The organism is Flavonifractor sp. An100 (assembly GCF_002161175.1).
Classification (GTDB): domain Bacteria; phylum Bacillota; class Clostridia; order Oscillospirales; family Oscillospiraceae; genus Lawsonibacter.
In genome coordinates, this window is record NZ_NFMA01000006.1 from 119,729 (window position 1) to 138,455 (window position 18,727).

The 18,727-nt window shown below is 58.2% G+C and carries 16 protein-coding genes; 2 read left to right on the plus strand and 14 right to left on the minus strand.

Going from position 1 to position 18,727, the window contains the following annotated elements; translation table 11 throughout:
* Positions 1 to 19 precede the first annotated feature (19 nt).
* From B5E43_RS05475 to B5E43_RS05525, 11 genes are all read right to left on the minus strand, one after another.
* Positions 20 to 628: a zeta toxin family protein gene (locus B5E43_RS05475; protein ID WP_206406938.1), complete on the minus strand. Its 609-nt coding sequence runs from the start codon at positions 626 to 628 to the stop codon at positions 20 to 22.
* Positions 615 to 818 (minus strand): hypothetical protein, encoded by a 204-nt coding sequence (locus B5E43_RS05480; protein ID WP_087394416.1) that lies wholly within the window; start codon positions 816 to 818, stop codon positions 615 to 617. The genes B5E43_RS05475 and B5E43_RS05480 overlap by 14 nt, the downstream gene beginning before the upstream one ends.
* A gap of 88 nt (positions 819 to 906) precedes the next feature.
* Positions 907 to 1,233 (minus strand): nucleotidyltransferase domain-containing protein, encoded by a 327-nt coding sequence (locus B5E43_RS05485; protein ID WP_087394418.1) that lies wholly within the window; start codon positions 1,231 to 1,233, stop codon positions 907 to 909.
* Positions 1,234 to 1,300: 67 nt separating this feature from the next.
* Positions 1,301 to 1,708, minus strand: coding sequence for a hypothetical protein (locus B5E43_RS05490; protein WP_087394420.1), 408 nt, complete (start codon positions 1,706 to 1,708; stop codon positions 1,301 to 1,303).
* 491 nt (positions 1,709 to 2,199) lie between these two features.
* Positions 2,200 to 3,636 carry a hypothetical protein gene (locus B5E43_RS05495; RefSeq protein ID WP_087394422.1) on the minus strand — a complete coding sequence of 479 codons (1,437 nt, stop codon included), beginning with the start codon at positions 3,634 to 3,636 and terminating at the stop codon, positions 2,200 to 2,202.
* On the minus strand, positions 3,633 to 3,887 hold the full coding sequence (locus tag B5E43_RS05500) for a DUF6103 family protein (RefSeq protein ID WP_087394424.1): 255 nt from the start codon (positions 3,885 to 3,887) through the stop codon (positions 3,633 to 3,635). Before B5E43_RS05500 ends, B5E43_RS05495 begins: the two co-directional genes overlap by 4 nt.
* 6 nt (positions 3,888 to 3,893) lie before the next feature.
* Positions 3,894 to 4,964 carry a M23 family metallopeptidase gene (locus B5E43_RS05505; protein WP_087394426.1) on the minus strand — a complete coding sequence of 357 codons (1,071 nt, stop codon included), beginning with the start codon at positions 4,962 to 4,964 and terminating at the stop codon, positions 3,894 to 3,896.
* A 14-nt stretch (positions 4,965 to 4,978) separates the two neighbouring features.
* Positions 4,979 to 6,820: a DUF87 domain-containing protein gene (locus B5E43_RS05510; RefSeq protein ID WP_087394429.1), complete on the minus strand. Its 1,842-nt coding sequence runs from the start codon at positions 6,818 to 6,820 to the stop codon at positions 4,979 to 4,981.
* Complete coding sequence (locus B5E43_RS05515; protein ID WP_087394432.1) at positions 6,813 to 7,394, minus strand: hypothetical protein; 582 nt, start codon at positions 7,392 to 7,394, stop codon at positions 6,813 to 6,815. Before B5E43_RS05515 ends, B5E43_RS05510 begins: the two co-directional genes overlap by 8 nt.
* Positions 7,387 to 7,653 carry a hypothetical protein gene (locus B5E43_RS05520; protein ID WP_087394434.1) on the minus strand — a complete coding sequence of 89 codons (267 nt, stop codon included), beginning with the start codon at positions 7,651 to 7,653 and terminating at the stop codon, positions 7,387 to 7,389. Before B5E43_RS05520 ends, B5E43_RS05515 begins: the two co-directional genes overlap by 8 nt.
* Before the next feature lie 71 nt (positions 7,654 to 7,724).
* The gene (locus tag B5E43_RS05525; RefSeq protein ID WP_087394436.1) at positions 7,725 to 8,042 is read right to left on the minus strand and encodes a hypothetical protein; all 318 of its coding nucleotides are present in this window, start codon (positions 8,040 to 8,042) and stop codon (positions 7,725 to 7,727) included.
* A gap of 192 nt (positions 8,043 to 8,234) precedes the next feature.
* Between B5E43_RS05525 and B5E43_RS05530 the strand changes: the two genes are divergently transcribed.
* Complete coding sequence (locus B5E43_RS05530) at positions 8,235 to 8,789, plus strand: DNA-3-methyladenine glycosylase I (protein ID WP_087394438.1); 555 nt, start codon at positions 8,235 to 8,237, stop codon at positions 8,787 to 8,789.
* An 11-nt stretch (positions 8,790 to 8,800) separates the two neighbouring features.
* Here B5E43_RS05530 and B5E43_RS05535 read toward each other — a convergent pair whose 3' ends face one another.
* The 3 genes from B5E43_RS05535 to B5E43_RS05545 all read right to left on the minus strand — a co-directional run bounded on the left by B5E43_RS05535 (position 8,801) and on the right by B5E43_RS05545 (position 17,008).
* A complete protein-coding gene (locus B5E43_RS05535; RefSeq protein WP_087394440.1) occupies positions 8,801 to 9,703 on the minus strand; it encodes a conjugal transfer protein TrbL family protein in 903 nt (300 codons plus the stop codon).
* Positions 9,704 to 9,766: 63 nt separating this feature from the next.
* Positions 9,767 to 10,102 carry a DUF3852 domain-containing protein gene (locus B5E43_RS05540; RefSeq protein ID WP_087394442.1) on the minus strand — a complete coding sequence of 112 codons (336 nt, stop codon included), beginning with the start codon at positions 10,100 to 10,102 and terminating at the stop codon, positions 9,767 to 9,769.
* Between the two features lie 78 nt (positions 10,103 to 10,180).
* The gene (locus B5E43_RS05545) at positions 10,181 to 17,008 is read right to left on the minus strand and encodes a SpaA isopeptide-forming pilin-related protein (protein WP_242964723.1); all 6,828 of its coding nucleotides are present in this window, start codon (positions 17,006 to 17,008) and stop codon (positions 10,181 to 10,183) included.
* A gap of 290 nt (positions 17,009 to 17,298) precedes the next feature.
* On the opposite strand from B5E43_RS05545, the gene B5E43_RS05550 reads away from it, so the two are divergent.
* Positions 17,299 to 18,507, plus strand: coding sequence for an IS110 family transposase (locus B5E43_RS05550; protein WP_087394444.1), 1,209 nt, complete (start codon positions 17,299 to 17,301; stop codon positions 18,505 to 18,507).
* Positions 18,508 to 18,727: the final 220 nt, after the last annotated feature.

Here is an 18,727-nt window from a genome sequence, read left to right on the forward strand (position 1 = left end):
TTCTCAACAGTATTTTATTTCAGGACTGCCTGTTTAAAGCTCCGCGAACAACAGACTTGATACCTGTCAGTGCAACAATGTCTTTTTTCAACCACAGATTCGTTTCAGGACAATACCAATACTGGTCTTTTCGCTTTTTGAAAATACGATATGGAGCGTCCAAAGAGTTATCGTAGATATGGCAGATATCACAAACTGGAACCAGCTCCTTCACCAAATCCAACGCCCTGTCATACCGGGAAATGATCTTGTCAATCGGCACATCATGGCCACCGGCAGATACTCTGGATGCCACACGGGCGACATTGATCTGGGGATCCGCAGTCAGGACATAATAGCAGCGTATGAAAAAACCGTCCGCCGCCGCTCGTTTCAGGAGATTCAGATTGCGATCTGTGGACAAGACCGTTTCAAAGCAAAAATCCTGGTGAGCCCGCACACATTCGTCCCTGCGTTTTTCCGCAATTTGAGCCGCCTGCAGATTGTCACACCCCAGGGCCCTTTGGACTTCATCGGCGTTGATATAGACCATATCCACCGGACGAAGCAGGTCTGTGATTGTACTCTTACCTGATCCATTGGGTCCTGCGAAAACTACGATCTCTGGTTTTTTATCATTTCCGTTCACTATAACGCGCCCTCTTGGTCTCGCCAACTTCTTCACGGGTACCATCGCTGTGGAGCAGATATACCTTTCCCGTTTTCGGATCGTACTTTGCAATGGGCTGCTTGAGGATTTTCTTTTTCCGCAATTCTGCGGCAACAGCCAATCTGGCATTTTTCACAACCACGCCGTCAGATGGGACTCCTCTATTCATACCTCGCAAACCTCCTCGATTGGATTTGCTGCGCTCTAACAGAAATAGTTTTGGCGTTGATCACAATCTGCAGTCCAACCGCTGTCGATCAGGCTGCAACATAAAGATCCACCTTTTCATTCCACACGGTCGCGCGGAAGTTCTGTTCACTGGGCATCTGGGCCCGCTGTTCCAGGGAACTGACGGTGATGAGATCTACCGGCTTTCCCAGCGCCCCCTCCAGATCGCAGTAGACTGCGGCCACCTGCAGCAGGCTCTTCAGGGCAGTGCCTGTGGTGTCGATCAGCAGATCCACATCACTGCTCTCTGTGGCGGTGCCCCGGGCATAGGAGCCGAACAGATAGACCGCGCGCAGTCCATAGTGTTCCGCCACTGGTTTCACGATACGGGCGATCTCATACACTGTATAGATCATACCAAGGCACCTCCTTTTCTGGTTTCATTATACTATGATGTTTCCCGGAACGCAACGGCAATAATCATCATGCGCCTCCGCTCTGGTTGGCTGCCGCGTCCTCCAGAGAGACCATCCCGTGGGTCCTTTTCACATTGCGGACGCACTGGGGACGGAGTGCCTCCATCTGCTCCTCTGGGATCTCCATGCCCGCCGCCAGCACATTCATCATCATGTCCACCTCCACCGCCAGTTTGAACAGCAGGCGGCAGATGTGGTCCTCGGTGCTCTGCACAGTGGTGCGGAGAGCAGAGACCAGCATCGGCGGCAGGACGGCGGAGGCATCCTGGGAGGAGATGTAGTCGCAATAAAACCGCAGGGCCTTTTCCACAAATTCATTCTGGCTTCTGCAGTTTGCCAGGGGCATCGCGGATTTGATCTTCCGGTCTGTGTCCGGATCGATCCGCATCAGGAATTTGATTTTTTCGTCCGTCATTTCTGAAATGTCCTCCGTTTCAGGAAAAATCGCGGTGATAACACAGTTGAAACCGTGGAATCCGTTGAAATTGCGGCGTTTTCTGCATGGCTGATAACAGAAATGATTACACCGCTCAAAAAGTGATAACATCACCGGTTGCACAAAAAGTCCGAAAAGCCATCGATTCCGCCCAGAAAGCGCACCTCCGGCCCGCGTTGCGGGACGGTGTGAGGGGCAGTGATAACACTGCTTTATCCCGCACTTTTTTCGACCGCCCGGTTCCTCCGCAACAGAGGGTGCAAACTGGCCGCGTTAGGGCGCAGGATCGCTCTTCATCGAGGGCAGGGAGCAACAGGGGCGCAGCGGCGGGCACACGGCCTCCAACACGGCGCTGTTCCGCCCCTCCCAGGGTACGGATGCCACCCCGTCCCCGGTGGGGCACACAGGGCGGAACAAGAGGGGAAGAGCGCAGGCAGGCACAGGGATTACCGGTGTACGGTTCCATCGTCTCACATCTGCGGGGATTCGCCTTGGGATGGACTGTCAATGGCCCGTTCCGCCTGGTATTTCTCCAGCGATATTCCGGCCTGCTCCTGGCAGTAGTCCTCCATCTTTTGGCGGAGGAGTTCCTGTTCCGCAGGGTTCAGCGGATAGGAAAACTCGAACTCATGGCCGTCTCCGCACACCAGAAAGACCGACAGGGCGCTGTCCACCTGCCCGCTCTCCAGATCATAATTGGCGTACACATTGAGCCAGTTATCGTTGGCTGTGTCCGTAACTCGGGTTCCAAACACCGCATCCGGGTCGCATGTCACAGGGATATAAAAATTCAGGTTGTTGTCATACTCGGCGATCTCACCCTCAAAAGAGATCTGATCCAGATCCAGCCTCCGGCTTCCGCCGTCCAGGACAGGGGCAGTGTTCTCCCCGTGGACCAGCTCCGCGAAGCGGCCGTTGAGGGAGGTCCCGTAGACTTGCTGGCAGTGTTCCTCCAGCTCTTGCCGCAGAACCTCCCGCTCCGCCGGGGCCAGCTGGTAGGTGAAGGACTGCTCCCAGGCCCCGTCTCTGCGGTGCAGGGTGAGGTTCAGGTGGTCCCAGAGCTCCTGCCGGGCCGCGTCGTAGCTGACGAAAATGTCCAGCCAGCTCCCGATTCGGCCGGTCCTCACCCTTGGCCCAAACACCTCCATTTGCACGGTATCACTGGCACAATCCACCTGAAAATCCAGTAGATGTCCTATGCGGTTGACGGGTTCCGTGCACAGGAGATCTCCCGGCTGGAGGTCCCGCAGAGCCTTCAGCGGAGGACTGAGATCCAGGTCCGTCAGCTCCTTGCCGTCCAGACGCTCCACCAGTTTCCTCAGCCGCTGGTCACGGGACGCGCTGTCTTTGCGGTAAGCGTGGTAGGCCGCGGCGCTGACATCCTGGAACCAGTAGCTTTTCCAGCCGTCCATGATGCTGACGGCGGAGAACACCCTCTTGTTAAAGTCCAGCTCAAACACGCCGGCCACCCGGCCGGTGTTGTCCAGACGGGCCTGCGTCAGCTCGTCAAACCGATCCAGTGAAATCTCATGCCCGCCGTGGATCTTTTGGACAAAGGCATCCGCACCGCCAGCGTCTTCCCGCAGACAGGTCCGCAGCAGGCGGGCGGCGTCCAGCATCTCCACCGGGGATTCGGTGGCCAGAAAATGAGTTCTGCCACCCTCCAGCAGGCGGAAGGCGGAGAACACTTTCCGGGCCTCCCGTTCCTCCAAGTCCCTCATCTGCTCCTGCCGGACGACCTCCTCGATCTCCTCCACCTGCTCCGATGGCACCATCTCCCGGTACAGGTCCACGAGATAGTCCTGCAGATATTTTTTAATGCTGGTGCCCTGTTCCTCCAGATCTTTCTCCAGCGCATCCCAGCGGTGTTCGTTCAGCCACACCTCCGCGGAGTAGGAATTGCTCATGTCTCATCCTCTCCTCTCTGCATTTGGCCGGCAGAACGGTCCGGACGCTCCGCCCGGGGGCGAGGCCGGGGGGCCGGCTCCTCGCCGCTTTCAATGTACTCCCGGGTCTGGGAGGGGACATATTTCTTGTAGAGTTTGGCCATGAAGTCATCCAGCTCCGCCTCCAGCGAGGCGCCGCTCTTGCCCAGATAGAACTGGACCGCCTTGAGCTTTTCCTGCTCAAAGGTCACGGTGATGGTCGCTTTCTTCATCGATTTTTATCCTCCTGTCGTTGGTAAATAGTAACGCGGATCGGTGCGCTCTCCGTTGACACGCACCTCGAAGTGCAGATGCGGCCCGGTGGACCGGCCGGTGGAACCGGACAGGGCAATGATGTCGCCCGCCTCCACGGTCTGCCCCACCTGAGCCAGCAACTGGGAGTTGTGGCCGTACAAGGTACTTAGTCCGTTACCGTGGTCGATCATCACATAGTAGCCGTAACTGCTGCTGTACTGGGACACCGTGACGGTTCCGGGCAGGGCGGCCCGGATGGGCGTGCCGGTTGGCACCGCCAGATCCATCCCCGTGTGGCCCTTCCTCTCACCGGTAAAGGGGTCCCGCCGGTTGCCAAACTCTGAGGTGACCACCGACTCCCAGCCAGCCCCGATGGGGGAGCAGAAGCCGTCCGCCCCGATGAACGGCACCTCCGCGCCGGGGAACCAGCCGCCGCTTCCGCCTGTGGCAGAGCCGTAGACGATCAGGTTGTAGACGCTGCCGGCGTTGGCCTGGTGGCTCGGCGTGACGGTGACGCCCATGGCCGTCTGGATGTTTTCATACACCTGGGACAGGTCGTCCACCAGATGGGGGATCTGATAGGTCTCCTCCGTCTCCACCTCGTTGCCCTCCCCATCCGTGGTGGTGACGGTCCGGGTCCCCTCCGTGTAGGTCACAAAGCAGTCCGCAAACGCTTGAATATCTTCTTGAGATGGCTGGGCGGCGCCGAAATACAGAACATAAAAAATGGCCTTGACCTGATTAATGTCAAGGCTTTCTTCCCCCTCAAATCCGGCGTTGATCTCCCCGACTGCGGCATCCAGTTCGGAAAAGCTGGCCTGCATCTCTGTCACATAGGTCCTGTACTCCGCTGAGGCATTTGCGGGAATGGTGCCGCCGTGAAAGCACAGCTCCACGGTGGACACATTTTGTTGGGCGGCTCCAGAGAAGATGGAACAGATCAGGGCCACGACCACGATGACGGGGGAGAGGATGGCCACGATGACCCAGCCGGCAGTCTTGCGGGCTTTTTCATTGGTCAGTACAGTGATTGCGGCCTTTGCGGTGAGCGCCATGTCAGATCACCTCCTCACCGCCCGCCGGCAGAGCCAAACAGTTTCGCCTTGTGGGGCGGGGCGTGGACCTCCAGCAGGTATCGTTCGTTGCCGCACTTGTAGAGGCAGACGCCCCGCTGTGGATAGCGGATGAGCTCAAATTCAGACGGCTCCAGCTGGAGATTCTCCATATAAAACCGCTTATCCACACTGCCGGCGTTGAAGAGAAACTGGTGGGTGGGGATAGCGAAGAGAGGCCGGGTCAGCTCCCGGATTCCCGGCTGATCGAAGTCCTCCAAGTTTTGCGAAGCGAGGATCAGGGCGGACTCTTTCTTCCGCACACGCTTGAGGCAGTTGCGGATATACTCCACAGCGGTGGGGTTGCTCAGCCAGATATACAGCTCGTCCAGAGTTGCCACAGTGTTGCCCTCGGTGAGCAGCTTGTCGCTGAGAAAGGACAGCACATTGAACAGCATGGCGTTTTTCACACTGCTGTTGGCCTGGAGCAGTCCCTTGACGCCGAACACCAGAAAGCGGGAGCTGGTGATATTGGTGTGGCCGTTGAAGAATTTGCTCTCCGCCCCCCGGCACATGGAGTGGAGCCCCAGGAGAATTTCCCGCAGCAGTTCTCTGGGATACAGAGGGTCGTTCTCCTCCTCGTAGCGCTGGTAAGCCTCCTCAATGGTGTCGTAGAGGTCAGAGAGGATGGGGTAGTCTGTGGGGGCCAGGGCGGAAAAGTCCGTGCTGTCTGTCAGCCCGTGCCGCCGGTACAGCCGCTCCAGCATCAGCTCGATGGTGTCGATGTGCCGGTCCGAGAAATCCTTATAGGAGCGGAAGAAGTCTTTCAGGAACGAGATGTGCTGGCTGAGCCGGGACTTCTGCCGGAACGCGGGCGGGGAATCTGTCTCGTCCGGCTCCTCGCCTCCATCGTCCCATACCTTGGGCTCCAGGGGGTTGATCCGGTACTGCCCGCGCATCAGGTCGATGAAGCATCCCCCCAAATTGGAACACAGATCTACCAGCTCATGCTCCGGGTCCAGGCAGATCACGGACTTGCCCGCCTCCAAAATGTCGCACAGCAGGAGCTTGAGCAGATAGCTCTTGCCCTGGCCGGAGTTGCCCAGGATGAGGACGCTGGCGGTGGTCTTGTCCTCCGCCCGCCGGTCCAGGTCCACGATGATGTTGGAGCCGTATCGGTCCCGCCCGATGTAGAAACCGTGGGGATCTGTCTTGCCGGAGTAATTGAATGGATAGAGGTTCGCCACGGAGCCGGCGGGCAGGACACGCTCATACTGGTTCCGAAAGGAGTTGCGGCCCATGGGATTGGAGGACAGAAATCCGTCCTGCTGGCGCAGGAGAAGCTGGTCCGCACCCAGCTTGCTCCGCACCAGCTCCGCGTTCACCTCATCCCGCAAGGCACGCAGGCTCTCCGGATCCCGGGCGGCCAGGTCGATATAAACCGCGCAGTGGACCAGCGGCTCCCGGTTCTTCCGCATGTCCGCGATGAGGGCCGCCACATCCTGGAGGTTGCCCTCCGCGGTGACGGCCTGCTTCATGCTGCCCCCGCTGCTCCGGGCCAGACGGTTCTTGTTCTCCGCATTGTGGAGGATGCCGTTCTCCTCCGCCGCGGTGACCTGCCTGGCGTAGATGGTCAGGGTCACCCCGCTTTTCTCTCCCAGTCGGCGGAGCAGGGCCAGTTCCTCCGTGGTGGCGGGATAGCTCCGCAGAGCCAGGGCGCAGTGGTACATACTGCCACAGATGTAGTGGTCCGTGTTGAACTTCACGGCGGCGGGGGCGATCATATCTAAAAAGTCCTTGGGCCGCACAGCCTCCGGCTTTGCCGGAGCTTTTTTCTTTTTCTTCTGCTTTTTAGCCATTGGCGCTCCTCTCTCCATCGTAATTTTCAAAATATTCCGTGGTCACATCCTGCTGGTAGTAGACGGCCAGAAGCCGCTTGATGTCCTGCTCCGAGGCGAGGCGGGCATGGAAGCCCAAGCCATGGAGGGCCTGCTCCGTCTGCCGCAGGAAGCTGAGCCGGGTCCCCTCCTCCATCTCCTCCAGCCGGTAGACCAGGGCAAACTCCCGGGCCGAGGCGGTGGCGGCCTGGATCTCATCCAGGTGGGCGGCGTCCTGCCGGAGCAGTTCCCGGATGGCGGGCAGCTCCTCATCCTCCAGCCGCCGACTGTACCAGTCCTTGTTGCGCTGGAAGGATTCCCGGGAGTCCAGGGCCAGCAGGCGCACCTCCGGGGTGGCGCACAGCAGGTCCGTCAATGCTTTGATCCGTCCCCGGATGCCTTCACTGGAGAGGACAGACAGGTTGTCCGGCCTGATGAGGAAAAAAGCCAGCTCCCCGCCGGCGGTCCTGGCCCCGGATTCGGTGAGCTGGCGGATCCCCATGAGCTGGCGGCTGGTCTGCCGCTGCCGCAGCTCTTTCTTCTGTACTCTATTCAACCGTCTCACCCCATTCGTAATACTGCTGTTTCAAAATTAAAAAGCACACGGCATAGCGGAGGAAGTCCAGGATGCTGGCCCCCTCCATCCGGATGCTCAGGAAGGCATAGAGGACGGTAACCACCAGGGGAAATAGAATGCCCGTCTGGGCGATGGCCAGGACGGAAAATAAAAATCCCACCCCAATGATGGCCACATCCCGCAGCTCCCACAGCCACAGCGTGGCCTTGGCTTTCAGGTTGTCCGGGTAAATAAACATGGATGACCTCTTTTCTGTTTGAAAAAGCATACGCCGCCGGAGAGCTCCCCGGCGGCGCACATGGTGATGGGTTATTCTGCATTCTCTGCGGCGGCGCTCTCCTCCTCCAGCGCCCGCTGGATGCAGGAGAGGAAGAAGTCCTTTTGGGTCTGCTTGCTACGCCGGAGATAGGCTTTGAAGTCTTCGAACAGTTCCACCGGCACCTGGAAAGCTACGGTTTTGGTATCCACATTCATGGTCTGGTTTTCCTCCTTCATTCGATAAAATTCCGTGATAAGATGGGTCATGTACTCGCTCAGGGTCTGGCCGGATGCCTCCTGCTCCTGCCGCACACGGCTGTGCAGGGCGATGGGTACCTGGGCGCATAAATTTCGATGATCCTCCGCCATGGCGCTGTCCTCCTTTTTTTCTGGCGAAGCAATGATATCCTATGGTTCGGACAAAAGCTATTCACAGAACCCAACAAAGATTTCGTGAGATAAGAAGCAGAATGGACAAGTCCCTCTGCGGCAAGTTTTTGTGGCCTGATCCGGGCAGAGCGTGTATAATCAAGGCAGTTACGCCACAGGAGGTCATGACCTATGACACGCTGCCGCTGGGTAGATTTAAATTCTGAGCTCTATATCGCCTACCACGATCAGGAGTGGGGCAAGCCGGAGCATGACGACCGGAAGCTCTTTGAAATGCTGATTCTGGAGGGCTTCCAGGCAGGGCTCTCCTGGCTGACCATTCTGAAAAAACGGGAGGCGTTCCGCGCCGCCTTTGATAACTTTGCCCCCGGCTTGGTGGCCCAATATGGGCCAGAAAAGGTGGAGTCTCTGATGGCGGACGCCGGGATCGTCCGCAACCGATCCAAGATTCTGGCCGCGATTCAAAACGCAGGGGTGTTCCTCGACATCCAGGAAGAGTTTGGCTCCTTTGACCGCTACCTGTGGGGTTTCACCAAGGGTGAGGTCATCCTGAACACAGACGATGTATTTCCCACCCACACGAAGCTGTCCGATCAGATCTCCAAGGACCTGAAGCGGCGCGGCATGAAATTTGTGGGCACGACCATTATTTATTCGTTCCTCCAGGCGGTGGGCGTGGTCAATGACCACGAGTGCGGCTGTGATTGGCATCCACAGTATTGGTAGCCTAAGACCTATTATTTTGCCACCGCCTGCACGATAGTCCTGGTTGTATTGACGGCGGCCTGGGCGGTATAGACTGCGCTCATAATGTTGGCCCGAGTGGTGGTGTCCAGGCCGAAGGTGCCAGCGATGCGGGGCACCTCCCCGGCGGAGAGCATCAGCCCCAGCCCAAGCAGGGCGTGGTCCTTGACCACCATGAGCCCCGCCACCAGGATGGTGGCCTGGAGGAACGCCGTCAGGCACAGGCCGATGACCTGCTTGCACCACTGGATGAAGCCGTCCGTATATCCTCTTGGGATGGAGAACATATACAGGCTCCCCACGGCGATCTGGATGAGGAGGATGCCGCCCCGCTTCAGATTGGAAAAGAACACCTTGATGACTGCGTAGGCCATCATGATGATACAGAAAATGAGCATGATGGGACTGGTGATGACGCTGAGTCCCAGACCTACGGCAGAACTCGAAGAGGCGGTGATGCTCTCTACGCCGCTTAGATCTTCGATGATCTGCTGTCCCACCGTCCCGATGCTTGTCCCGTAGCCGGTGAGCCCGGCTGCGAAGGTCCCCTGGAGAGATACAGACAGGGAGTAGAGCCGGACGGGGACGGTGGTAAACAGGCAGACAGCCAGGAACCCCTTGAGAATGTTGAGGGCGGTCTCCTGGATGTTGGCACGTCCGCTGGTGTAGGCGATCCCGCACTCGAAGACGCACACCACCAGGCTGACGCCGAACAGGGCCCAGCCCAGTTGGGAGAAAAACAGGACCACAGACTGCACCCAGTCCAGCTCGAACAACTCCACACCCATGTTCCCCATCTCGGAGAAGAAGTTGCCCAGAAATCCCACGATCTGCCCGTAGAACCAGTCGATCAGGTTGTCCATGACCGTGGATGCCACAAACTCAAATACAAATATGGCCGCTCACCTCGCTTTCCGGAGTCGGCCCCGCATGGAAGCCTTCCATGGTTTTCCGCCGCCTCACAGCCCGATGATGCCCCAGATATAGTTGGGGGCCAGCAGGACGAAGACCAGGCAGACGAATAGGATTACCGGCCCCGCCCACTCAAACTGGCCGTGCTTGCGGTAATCAAAGTAAGCCATGGCAAGTTTGGCAAAGAATGCGATGGCCAGCACCATGCTCAGGGCGGGAAACACCACGTTGTCCACCACCGTCTTGATCTGGCTGGAGGCATCCGTCCAGGTCTGCTCCACGGCTCCGGCCACATCGCCATCGGCGGCAAAGGCTGGCACACAGAGGGTAAAACTCAGGGCGAGGATCACGAGAAAGATGTGAAAAATACGCTTGCGTTTCATGCTCTTTTTCCTCCTATCAAAAAGTGGAGGGCCGCCCACTGGGGGCGGCCCTCCTGCATGTGAGAGTTGTGGTTCCGCTTAATAGCCGGTGCGGGGCAGGGGCTGGGCGGGCTTGTAGACTGTGGTCACCCACCGGGAGGTGGCCATGATCCACTGGCCATTGTAGACGCCGCCCGTGTCCGCCTGGTTGACGAACTGGGTACCTCCGGTGAGCCAGGAGACCACATTGCAGTACACTCTGGGTGCCTCCACCTGCCGGAAGTTGGCGGGGACCACCCCGAAGGACACCATGAATTCCGTAATATATTCATTGGCGGCCAGCCCCAGAGCGGCGGGAGATGCATCCAGCACATAGTTCTGCTGGGTGCTCAGGTTGTCGTACATGGTCCGATAATTGGCGTCCAGGTTGGTCTTATAGACCACCTTATAGTTGCCGGGGACATTGTAGGTGCCGGTGACGATCTTATCCAGCCGCACCGCCTGGATGGGCAGGGTGTCACGCCAGTAGAAAGAGGTCAGGCTGGTGGTGGAGTTGTTGCCGATGCCGCTGAAGTCGTACTGGATGGACTGGCCGGGCATGACCTCCGCATAGCCGGTCTTTTTGATGCTGACATTGGTATACAGGCTCTTGTTGGTCATGGCAGTTTTGACGATCTGCCCGGCGTATTCGATCTCCACCTCGATGGGGGTCTGGTCCAGACCGTAGAAGTCCGCCGCCTGGGACTCCACGACTTTGTAGCGGCCCAGAGGCAGGGGCTTGGAGACTGCTACGCCGTTCTTGTCTGTCTGAATGGTATCCACCAGATTCCCGGTGCGGAAGTGGTAGATCTCAAAGACGGTGTTGGGGATGGGGGTGCCGGCTGGCCAGCCATTCATGGAGTTGTAGTCAGCGCTGGTCTTGGTCACCTGGATCTGGCCGGTGATGGCCGTGTTCTCCCAGGTGATCTCCGTGGTGGTGCCGTCTGTGACATAGACCGTCTTGAGCTGCTCGTCCAGGATATAGCCCTCCGCCGCTTCCAGCTCCCGCAGGTAGTAGCGGCCGGAGCCGGGCAGGTCGTTGATGTAGACATAGCCCCGGTCGTCCGAGGTGTACTGAGCGATGGGGTTCTTGTTGGCATCGTAGAGGAGAAAGGTTACCCCATAGATACCCTCCCGGGTACTGCTGTCGATCTTGTGGAGGAGGATGCCGCTGAACGCTTTGTTGGTCACCGTGAGGGAAACGGTTTTGCCGTCCTCCACCTCGAAATAGTGGGGCGTGGGGTCCACCTGGAAGCCCTCCGCCGCCTCGGTCTCCACGGCGTAGTAGGCGCCATCCTCCAGGGCGAGGAAGACGCGGCCATCCTCCCCGGTGGTCACCGTGTCGATGAGTTCATCGTCTACCTTGCGGATTTCGAAGGTGGTGTTGGGAATGCGCTCCGTCCGGTCCGCCTCATTGACCTTAATGAGCTCCACGCCGCCGATGGGATCATTGTAGAAAGTTAAAGTTTGTGTATCCGCCGGGTTGACCACCACGGTCTGGGTCTGCCCCGCCGGGTCGATGGTGTACCCCTCGATGGTCTTGGTCTCCTTGACCACAATGGTACCGGTGACGCCGGAGATACGGATCTCCCCGTTTGCGTCTGTGGTGTAGAGGCCCAGACTGGACAGGTGTCCGTTGGCGTCATCTACATAGCCGCCCTCGGCGTAGGTCAGTTCAAACTCCACCCCCGCCAGAGGCTCCTTGGTCACGGAATCCAGCTTGCGGATGACCAGGGTGCCCTTGGCCTCATTGTAGAAGCGCAAGGTCTGCACCTCGCCGGCCTTGATCTCAATGGACTTAGGGACGGTGTCCAGCACATAGCCCTCCAAGGTCTTGACCTCCCGGGCGGTGACTGTGATGCCCGGCTCCAGGCCGTCAATCACGATGCGCCCGTTCTCGTCGGTGATGTACTCACCGTTGCTGGGGCCCACCACCGCGCCGGAGCTGTCCGTAACCAGGAAGGTCACGCCCTCCAGAGGCGTGGTGGTGCCCTCGATGTACTTCTCAATCACCAGGGTGGTGCTGGGGGTGTTGGTGAAGTAGAGAGTCTGAGTATCGTTGGGATTGACTTGGACCGTCTGAGTCTGCTTGGCCGGATCGATGGAGTAGCCGGGGTTGGTGGCCGTCTCAGTGACCACCAGGGTGCCCACCACACCGTCGATCTGGATCTTGCCGTCCTGGTCCGTCTTGTAGATGCCGTTGCTGGAGATGTAGCCGTTTTCGTCCGGCACATACTCCCCGGTGGAGGTGGCGACCTTGAAGGTCACGCCCTCCAGCGGTTCCCCGGTGAGAGAGTTCCGCTTGTCGATGATGAGAGAACCTGCTTTGGAGTTGGTGATCACCACCGTCTGGGTGTCGCCGCCCTCCCCGATGACCACATTGGTGGAGGGCTGATCCATGATGTACCCCTGGGGCGCCTTGATCTCCGTCAGCACATAGGCGCCCGGAGCCAGGTTGGTGATGCGGATCTCGCCGCTGCTGTCGGTGGTGAAGATTCCGTTCTGGGTCAGGGTGCTGTCGCCGATAACCCCATCCAAGCCCACCTCGCAGCCGGCGGCGGTGGTCACCCGGAACTGGGCCCCGGCCAGGGGCTGGCCGGTGGCGCTGTCCCGCTTCTGGATGATCAGCTCACCCTTGGGCTGGTTCTTAAAGGTCAGGCTGACTGTCCGGCCCTCCTTGATCTGCACGGTCTGGCTCTGGGTGTCGATGATGTAGCCGGGAGGGGCGGATACCTCGGTCACAACCACGCTTTTCCCGGGCTTGAGGCCCTCAATCCGGATCTCGCCGTTTTCATCCGTGCGGTAGATGCCATTGGAGTCTCCAATGAGGGTGCCATCTGCGTACATGACCTTAAACTCCGCATTGGGCAAGGTCACGCTGGGGTTGGTGGCGCACACCTTCCGGATGAGCAAAATGCCATCCGGCATATTCTCAAAGCGCACGGTGATGACGCTCTGCTCCCCACTGTCCGCCAGATAGACGGTTTCCGAGGACTGGATGATGCTGTAGCCATCCGCCGGGTCCACCTCTTCCAGGATATAGGTGCCCGCCTCCAAGCCGGTCCAGATGGCGGTTCCGTTCTGACCGGTTATCTTCTGGCCGATGATGGTCCCCCCGGTGCCGGAGGTACCGCCCAGGTATCTCAGCTGGAAAGTGGCCCCGGCCAGAGCCTCGCCGGTGACAGAGTCATACTTCTCCACAATAATGGCGTTGAGGGGAACGTTTTCAAAGGTCACGGTTCGGGTCTCCCCGCCGTGGAGGATGACCTTCTGGGTGGTGGGCTCCTTCATTTGGAATCCGGGCGCCGGCTCCACCTCTGTGATGGTGTACTCACCAGGATACAGGCGGTGTCCCAGCTCATGGAGCTTGATCTCGCCATTGGCATCGGTGGTAATCTCCCCAAAGTCAAAGGAGTCTGGCGCACCCTCGGCCTCACCATTGCTGGTGTAGGTCACATGAAAACGCGCCCCCTCCACGGGAGCGCCGGCAACGGAGTCCACCTTATAGATGGTGAGTTCAGGGGCCTTGTGGTTTTCGAAATAGATGTCACTGTTCTGGTTGGCGTATAGGGTGACCAGCTGACTAGGAGCGTCCATCAGATAGGGCTTTGGGACGCTCTTTTCGATCACCTCGTACACAATGGGCAGCAGGTTCTCCAGGGTCGCTGTGCCATCCGGCCCGGTGGTCACCTCGGTGACTGTGCTGCCATCCGCCGCTTTGACTGTGAACACAGCCCCGGCTACGGGTTCGTCAGTGTCGGCATCACTTTTGTGGATTGTCAAACTGGGCCGCTTGTCGTTGGTTAGGCGCAGCTCCGCGGTCTTACCGGGAGACAGCTCCACATGGTACTCCGTGGGGTCCAGGAGGTGGTCCGGTAAGGTTGAGGTCTCCGTGACGGAGTAAATGCCAGGCTCCAGATCCGTGACCAGGATCTCACCATTTTCATCGGTGGTGCGATCCAGATAACGGCTGCCGTCCTCAATCTTAGCAATACGGAAGGTAACACCTGCCAGAGGCGTACCGTCCGCGCTGGTCTTGATCAGCTTGAAGCCGGGCTTTGGGGTGTTGGTAAAGACGAACTCAGCGGTATCATTGGCCCGAAGGTGGATGATCCGCTGGGCGTTGTCGATCACATATCCCTCACATTCCAGCTCGGTCACTACATAGGAGCCCGTGGGCAGATCGCTCAGGTCGATCTCGCCGTTGGCATCGGTGGTAAACTGCTGGGGGCCGTAGCTCCCGTCCACCGCCCGGATCTCGAACACCGCGCCGGAGATGGTTTTCGATGGGTCCGTGCTGTCTACCTTTACCAGCTTCAGTCCTGGCTTTTCATCGTTGAAGAACACCAGGTCCTTGGTTCCCTCTCCGGCCGCAAGCTCGATCTCCTGATAGCTCCCGTCCAGAATATGGCTTCCGTCTCCGGTGTCCACCTCTACCACCCGATAGGTGCCAGGCTCGATGCCGGAGAGGAGGATCTCACCGTTGCTGTCTGTCTCATACTGGCCGATGGAGGTCCCGTCCCGGAAGATCTCGAAGGTGACGCCACTCATGCAAGTGTGGCTCTCCCGGTCGTATTTCACCACTCGGAGTCCTACTTTCTCCAGGTTCTGGAACACCAGCGGTCCGGCGGGAATAGGATCTCCGTTTTCATCCAGTTCCAGCTTGATCTGTTGAACCTCATTCGAGGGCATATAGTTAGGGGGTGGGATGAGTTCTGTCACAGTGTACTCTCCAGGCTTGATGTACTTGCCCTCGGCCTCGGTGGGGTCCCACCATTGGATGGACTCCAGGACGCCGTTCTCATCGGTGTCAAACTCGTAGTCCCCATTGGTCACAGAGGAAAACTTGAAGGTTGCGGGCCCCACCCCCTCGTTGGTGTTGGCGTCCCGTTTGAACAGGATTGTTTTTCCGGAAGCAGGAGTCGAAGGAGGATCGTTGGGGTCCTCCGGGTCCGGGGGATTCGGCTCATCCGGTTCCTCCGGCTCGTCCGGTGTGTCATGCACAAAGTTGAAGGGTGAGAAGATATGCAGTCCAAAGCTCCGCCGTTCGGAGAAAATCGTGTCCCGGATGGGCCGGGCATACTGGAGCGTATCCACATAGCTGTCGCACTCGGCAAACCCATTGGTGGAGGTTAGCTCCTCTCCGGTGGGGACGCCGCTCTCATCCAGAGGGTACTCTAAAAACTGTTCCTTGGCCTGGCGCATCCACTGGGCCATGTTTACCGTGGTGGAGGACTGGTCCCAGATCAGGTTGTACTGCTGGGAGGCCTCGTTATTATAGAGGCTGTAGGCCATCATGTCCCGCAGGGTGTAGGCCCGGCGGCCGCCGTCCGGGTCCCGAAGCACCATGCCAGTCTCTACGATGATCCGGTACTTGGTGCGCAGGTTCCCATCTTCGTCATAGACATACTCGGACCACTTATCTATGGCCTCGTCTGTGCTCCAGCCGGGGTTATAGCCGCCGGAGTGGTTGTCTGTCTCCGTTAGCCGCCCCAGCAGGTACAGGAAGGCGTCATTGGCCTGATACACCTGATACAAATTTCCGGGGGTGACAGACTGGGCGTCCGTCCCCCACATGGAGGTGTAGTCTCCGTTGAGCCAGCCGGTGGACCAGCTGTCCGAGTTCAGGTGAAACATCTGCTCCTTCTGCTCATCCGTGATGCCTGTCTCCGCCTGGAACTCATCGGCGGTGGTTACCCACCGCTGGTTGTAGCCCACGCTGGCATCGTAGGAGTAGACGCCGTTGGCCACCGAGGAGCCGGCCATCAGCTGGGGCGCGTTGGCCCCCATGGCATTGTAGTGCATCGCACTGGAGTTGTACCAGGTAATATCACCGCGGCACTGCTCGGCGGACCAGCCGTTGCTCCACACTACGTTGAGAGGAGTGCCAACCACGTGCCAGGTGTTCCAATCCTGGGTATTCAGGTCGGTGACCACACCGCCCGGAAATTCCACCAGGGTGAAGCGCAGGAAGGTGCGCTCCGGGTCAATGGCCCAGGCTACATTACTGGTATGCGGCTTCTGCCCGCCGGGGCTGCCGGGATTGTAGGCCCCCACACCGCCGGTGGGGCCGCTGTTGGCCATGACCCGGTTTGGCTTCGGCGGCTGGGGCGCGAACATACCCAGGGTGATGCTGGGGTCGGCGCTGTAGGCTTTGACAATGGGATACGCGAGGGTATAGCACAGCCCATTTAGAGTTTCGTCTGGAGTTGTATACTCGCTCCATTGGCTGTATTTTTGATACGCTACTCTGTCCAGAGTATACTCTTTTAAACTGGAAGCATTGCCGATTGCCCGATTCACAGTCAGAATTTGTCCGTCCAATCGGACGACCAGAGTTTCTTGGCGCTCCATGGCCTCACGCTGAAGCTCGGCCAAATGTTCCGCGAAATGGTAAAGCGCCGGAACAACATACTCCGTGCGCGTCAAACGGGAGTTGTACTGCCGCGCTTCATCGCTCCTCTCATAGGCGATACTGGGCAGAACATCCGGCAAGTTGATGAGAATATAGGACTTATCCACCCAGCCGGTTTCGGTAAAGTAGCTGCCGGTCCAGCCTCCCTCATTGTACCCGATTTTCAGCCGCGCACCGCCGCTGTCCTCAAGCAGGGCAAAGGGCTCTCCCGCGGGAATGGATGCTGTCTGGGTGCTTCCGTCCTCCGTGGCGTAGACGGGCAGATTTTCGTCCCCGCCCGCCCAGGCGGTGGTTCCAGCCACATTCAACTCAAAGTTCCCGGTGGGGGCATAGGCCGTCTCCGTCTGTACTTGGGGTTCCGGTTCCACCGGCTCTGCCGCCTGGGACGGACTGGGGAGCATTCCCGCCGCCATGACCAGGGCCATGAGGCCGGACGCCGCCCGTTTCCAGTGCTGTTTCAGATGCTTTAACATGGGTCATTTCCCTCCTATTACAATAAATTTGGACAGGAAAGCCGGGCAGCCAGTCCGGCTTTCCTTCCAGCTCGTGCCTAAGCTACAATGAGAGGAGCAACTGGCTGACCATTACCTCCTTGGGCTTGTATGCCCGTTTGAGAGACTGTCAGCCATCCTCTTGTTGCAGCGTTCGATTTAAGCAGGTTGAGCCTACCGGATACCGGGGAGTTCGTGTCACCCAATAGATTGAATCGGCAGCGAGAAAAGATGGATCCCGGTTGCAGATTCTTTGTGTTGGAGGAATGTGAATGAACTGCGTTGGTATCGATGTTTCCAAGGGCAAGAGCATGATTGCAGTCATGCGTCCCTTTGGAGAGGTGGTAGTCTCCCCCTTTGAGGTGCTTCACACCGACAGCGAACTGAGCAAGCTGGCAGGGCTGCTCAAGAGCCTGGACGGTGAGACCCGTGTGGTGATGGAAGCCACGGGCAATTACCACGCGCCGGTGGCCTGGTTGCTCCACGAAGCGGGTCTTTATGTCTCCGTAGTCAATGCAATGCTGGTACATGGCTACGGGAACAACAGTTTAAGGCGGGCCAAGACCGACAAGAAGGATGCCGTGAAGCTGGCCAACTACGGTCTTGACCACTGGCTCACATTGCCGAAATATGTCCCGGAGGAGGATACCCGGCTCATGCTGAAAACCTGCTACCGGCAGTACCAGCAGTATTCCAAAGTACAGACCATGCTGAAAAACAATCTGATCTCCCTGCTTGACACCGCTTTCCCAGACGCAAACCGCCTGTTTACCAGTCCGCCCCGTACCGATGGCAGCGAGAAGTGGGTGGACTTTGTAGCTGCTTTTTGGCATTGCGAGTGTGTCTGTGGCCTGTCTCAGAAGGCGTTTACCGCCAAATACCAGAAGTGGTGCAGAAAGCATGGCTACAATTTCAGCGAGGATAAGGCATTGGACATATACGCCTCTGCCTGTGGGCACTTCGGTGTTATGCCGAAAACGGATACGGCAAAACTTTTGGTAGAACAGGCCATTTCCCAACTCCGGGCAACTTCCGCCGCGTTAGCTGCTCTCAAGCAGGAGATGCAGTCTCTGGCGGCTTCTCTGCCGGAGTATCCTGTGGTGATGGGGATGTTTGGTGTTGGCCCCACCCTCGGTCCCCAGCTCATGGCCGAAATTGGCGATGTGCGCCGTTTTCATTCCAAGAAAGCGCTGGTGGCCTTTGCGGGCATTGACGCCCCACCTTACCAATCCGGACAAATGGAGGTCCATAGCCGCAACATTTCCAAGCGGGGATCTGCTTCGCTGCGCAGAACGCTTTTTCTGGTGATGGGCGTTCTCCTGCAATGCGCTCCAATGGATGAGCCGGTCTACCAGTTCATGAACAAGAAACGCTCTGAGGGCAAGCCCTACCGTGTCTACATGATGGCCTCCGCCAACAAGTTCCTGCGCATCTACTATGCTTCTGTGAAAGCCTACTTGGATTCTCTGGAACACGTCTGATCTTCCTGCGCTATACCATCTGGTTAGCCGCCGTTTCGATTTTGAGACGCTTAGCGGCTTGGTTTTGTGTTGCCTTTTTTGCTTCTCTAAAAATCTGAAATTTCTACTTGACTTTTATTGCTACAATGCCAACAGGCGGGAGGAGCACGCCAGCCAGGCGTGCTTTTCTCGTACTCACGCCTAAGCTACAATGGAAGGGAAATTGGCCTGACGAGACTTT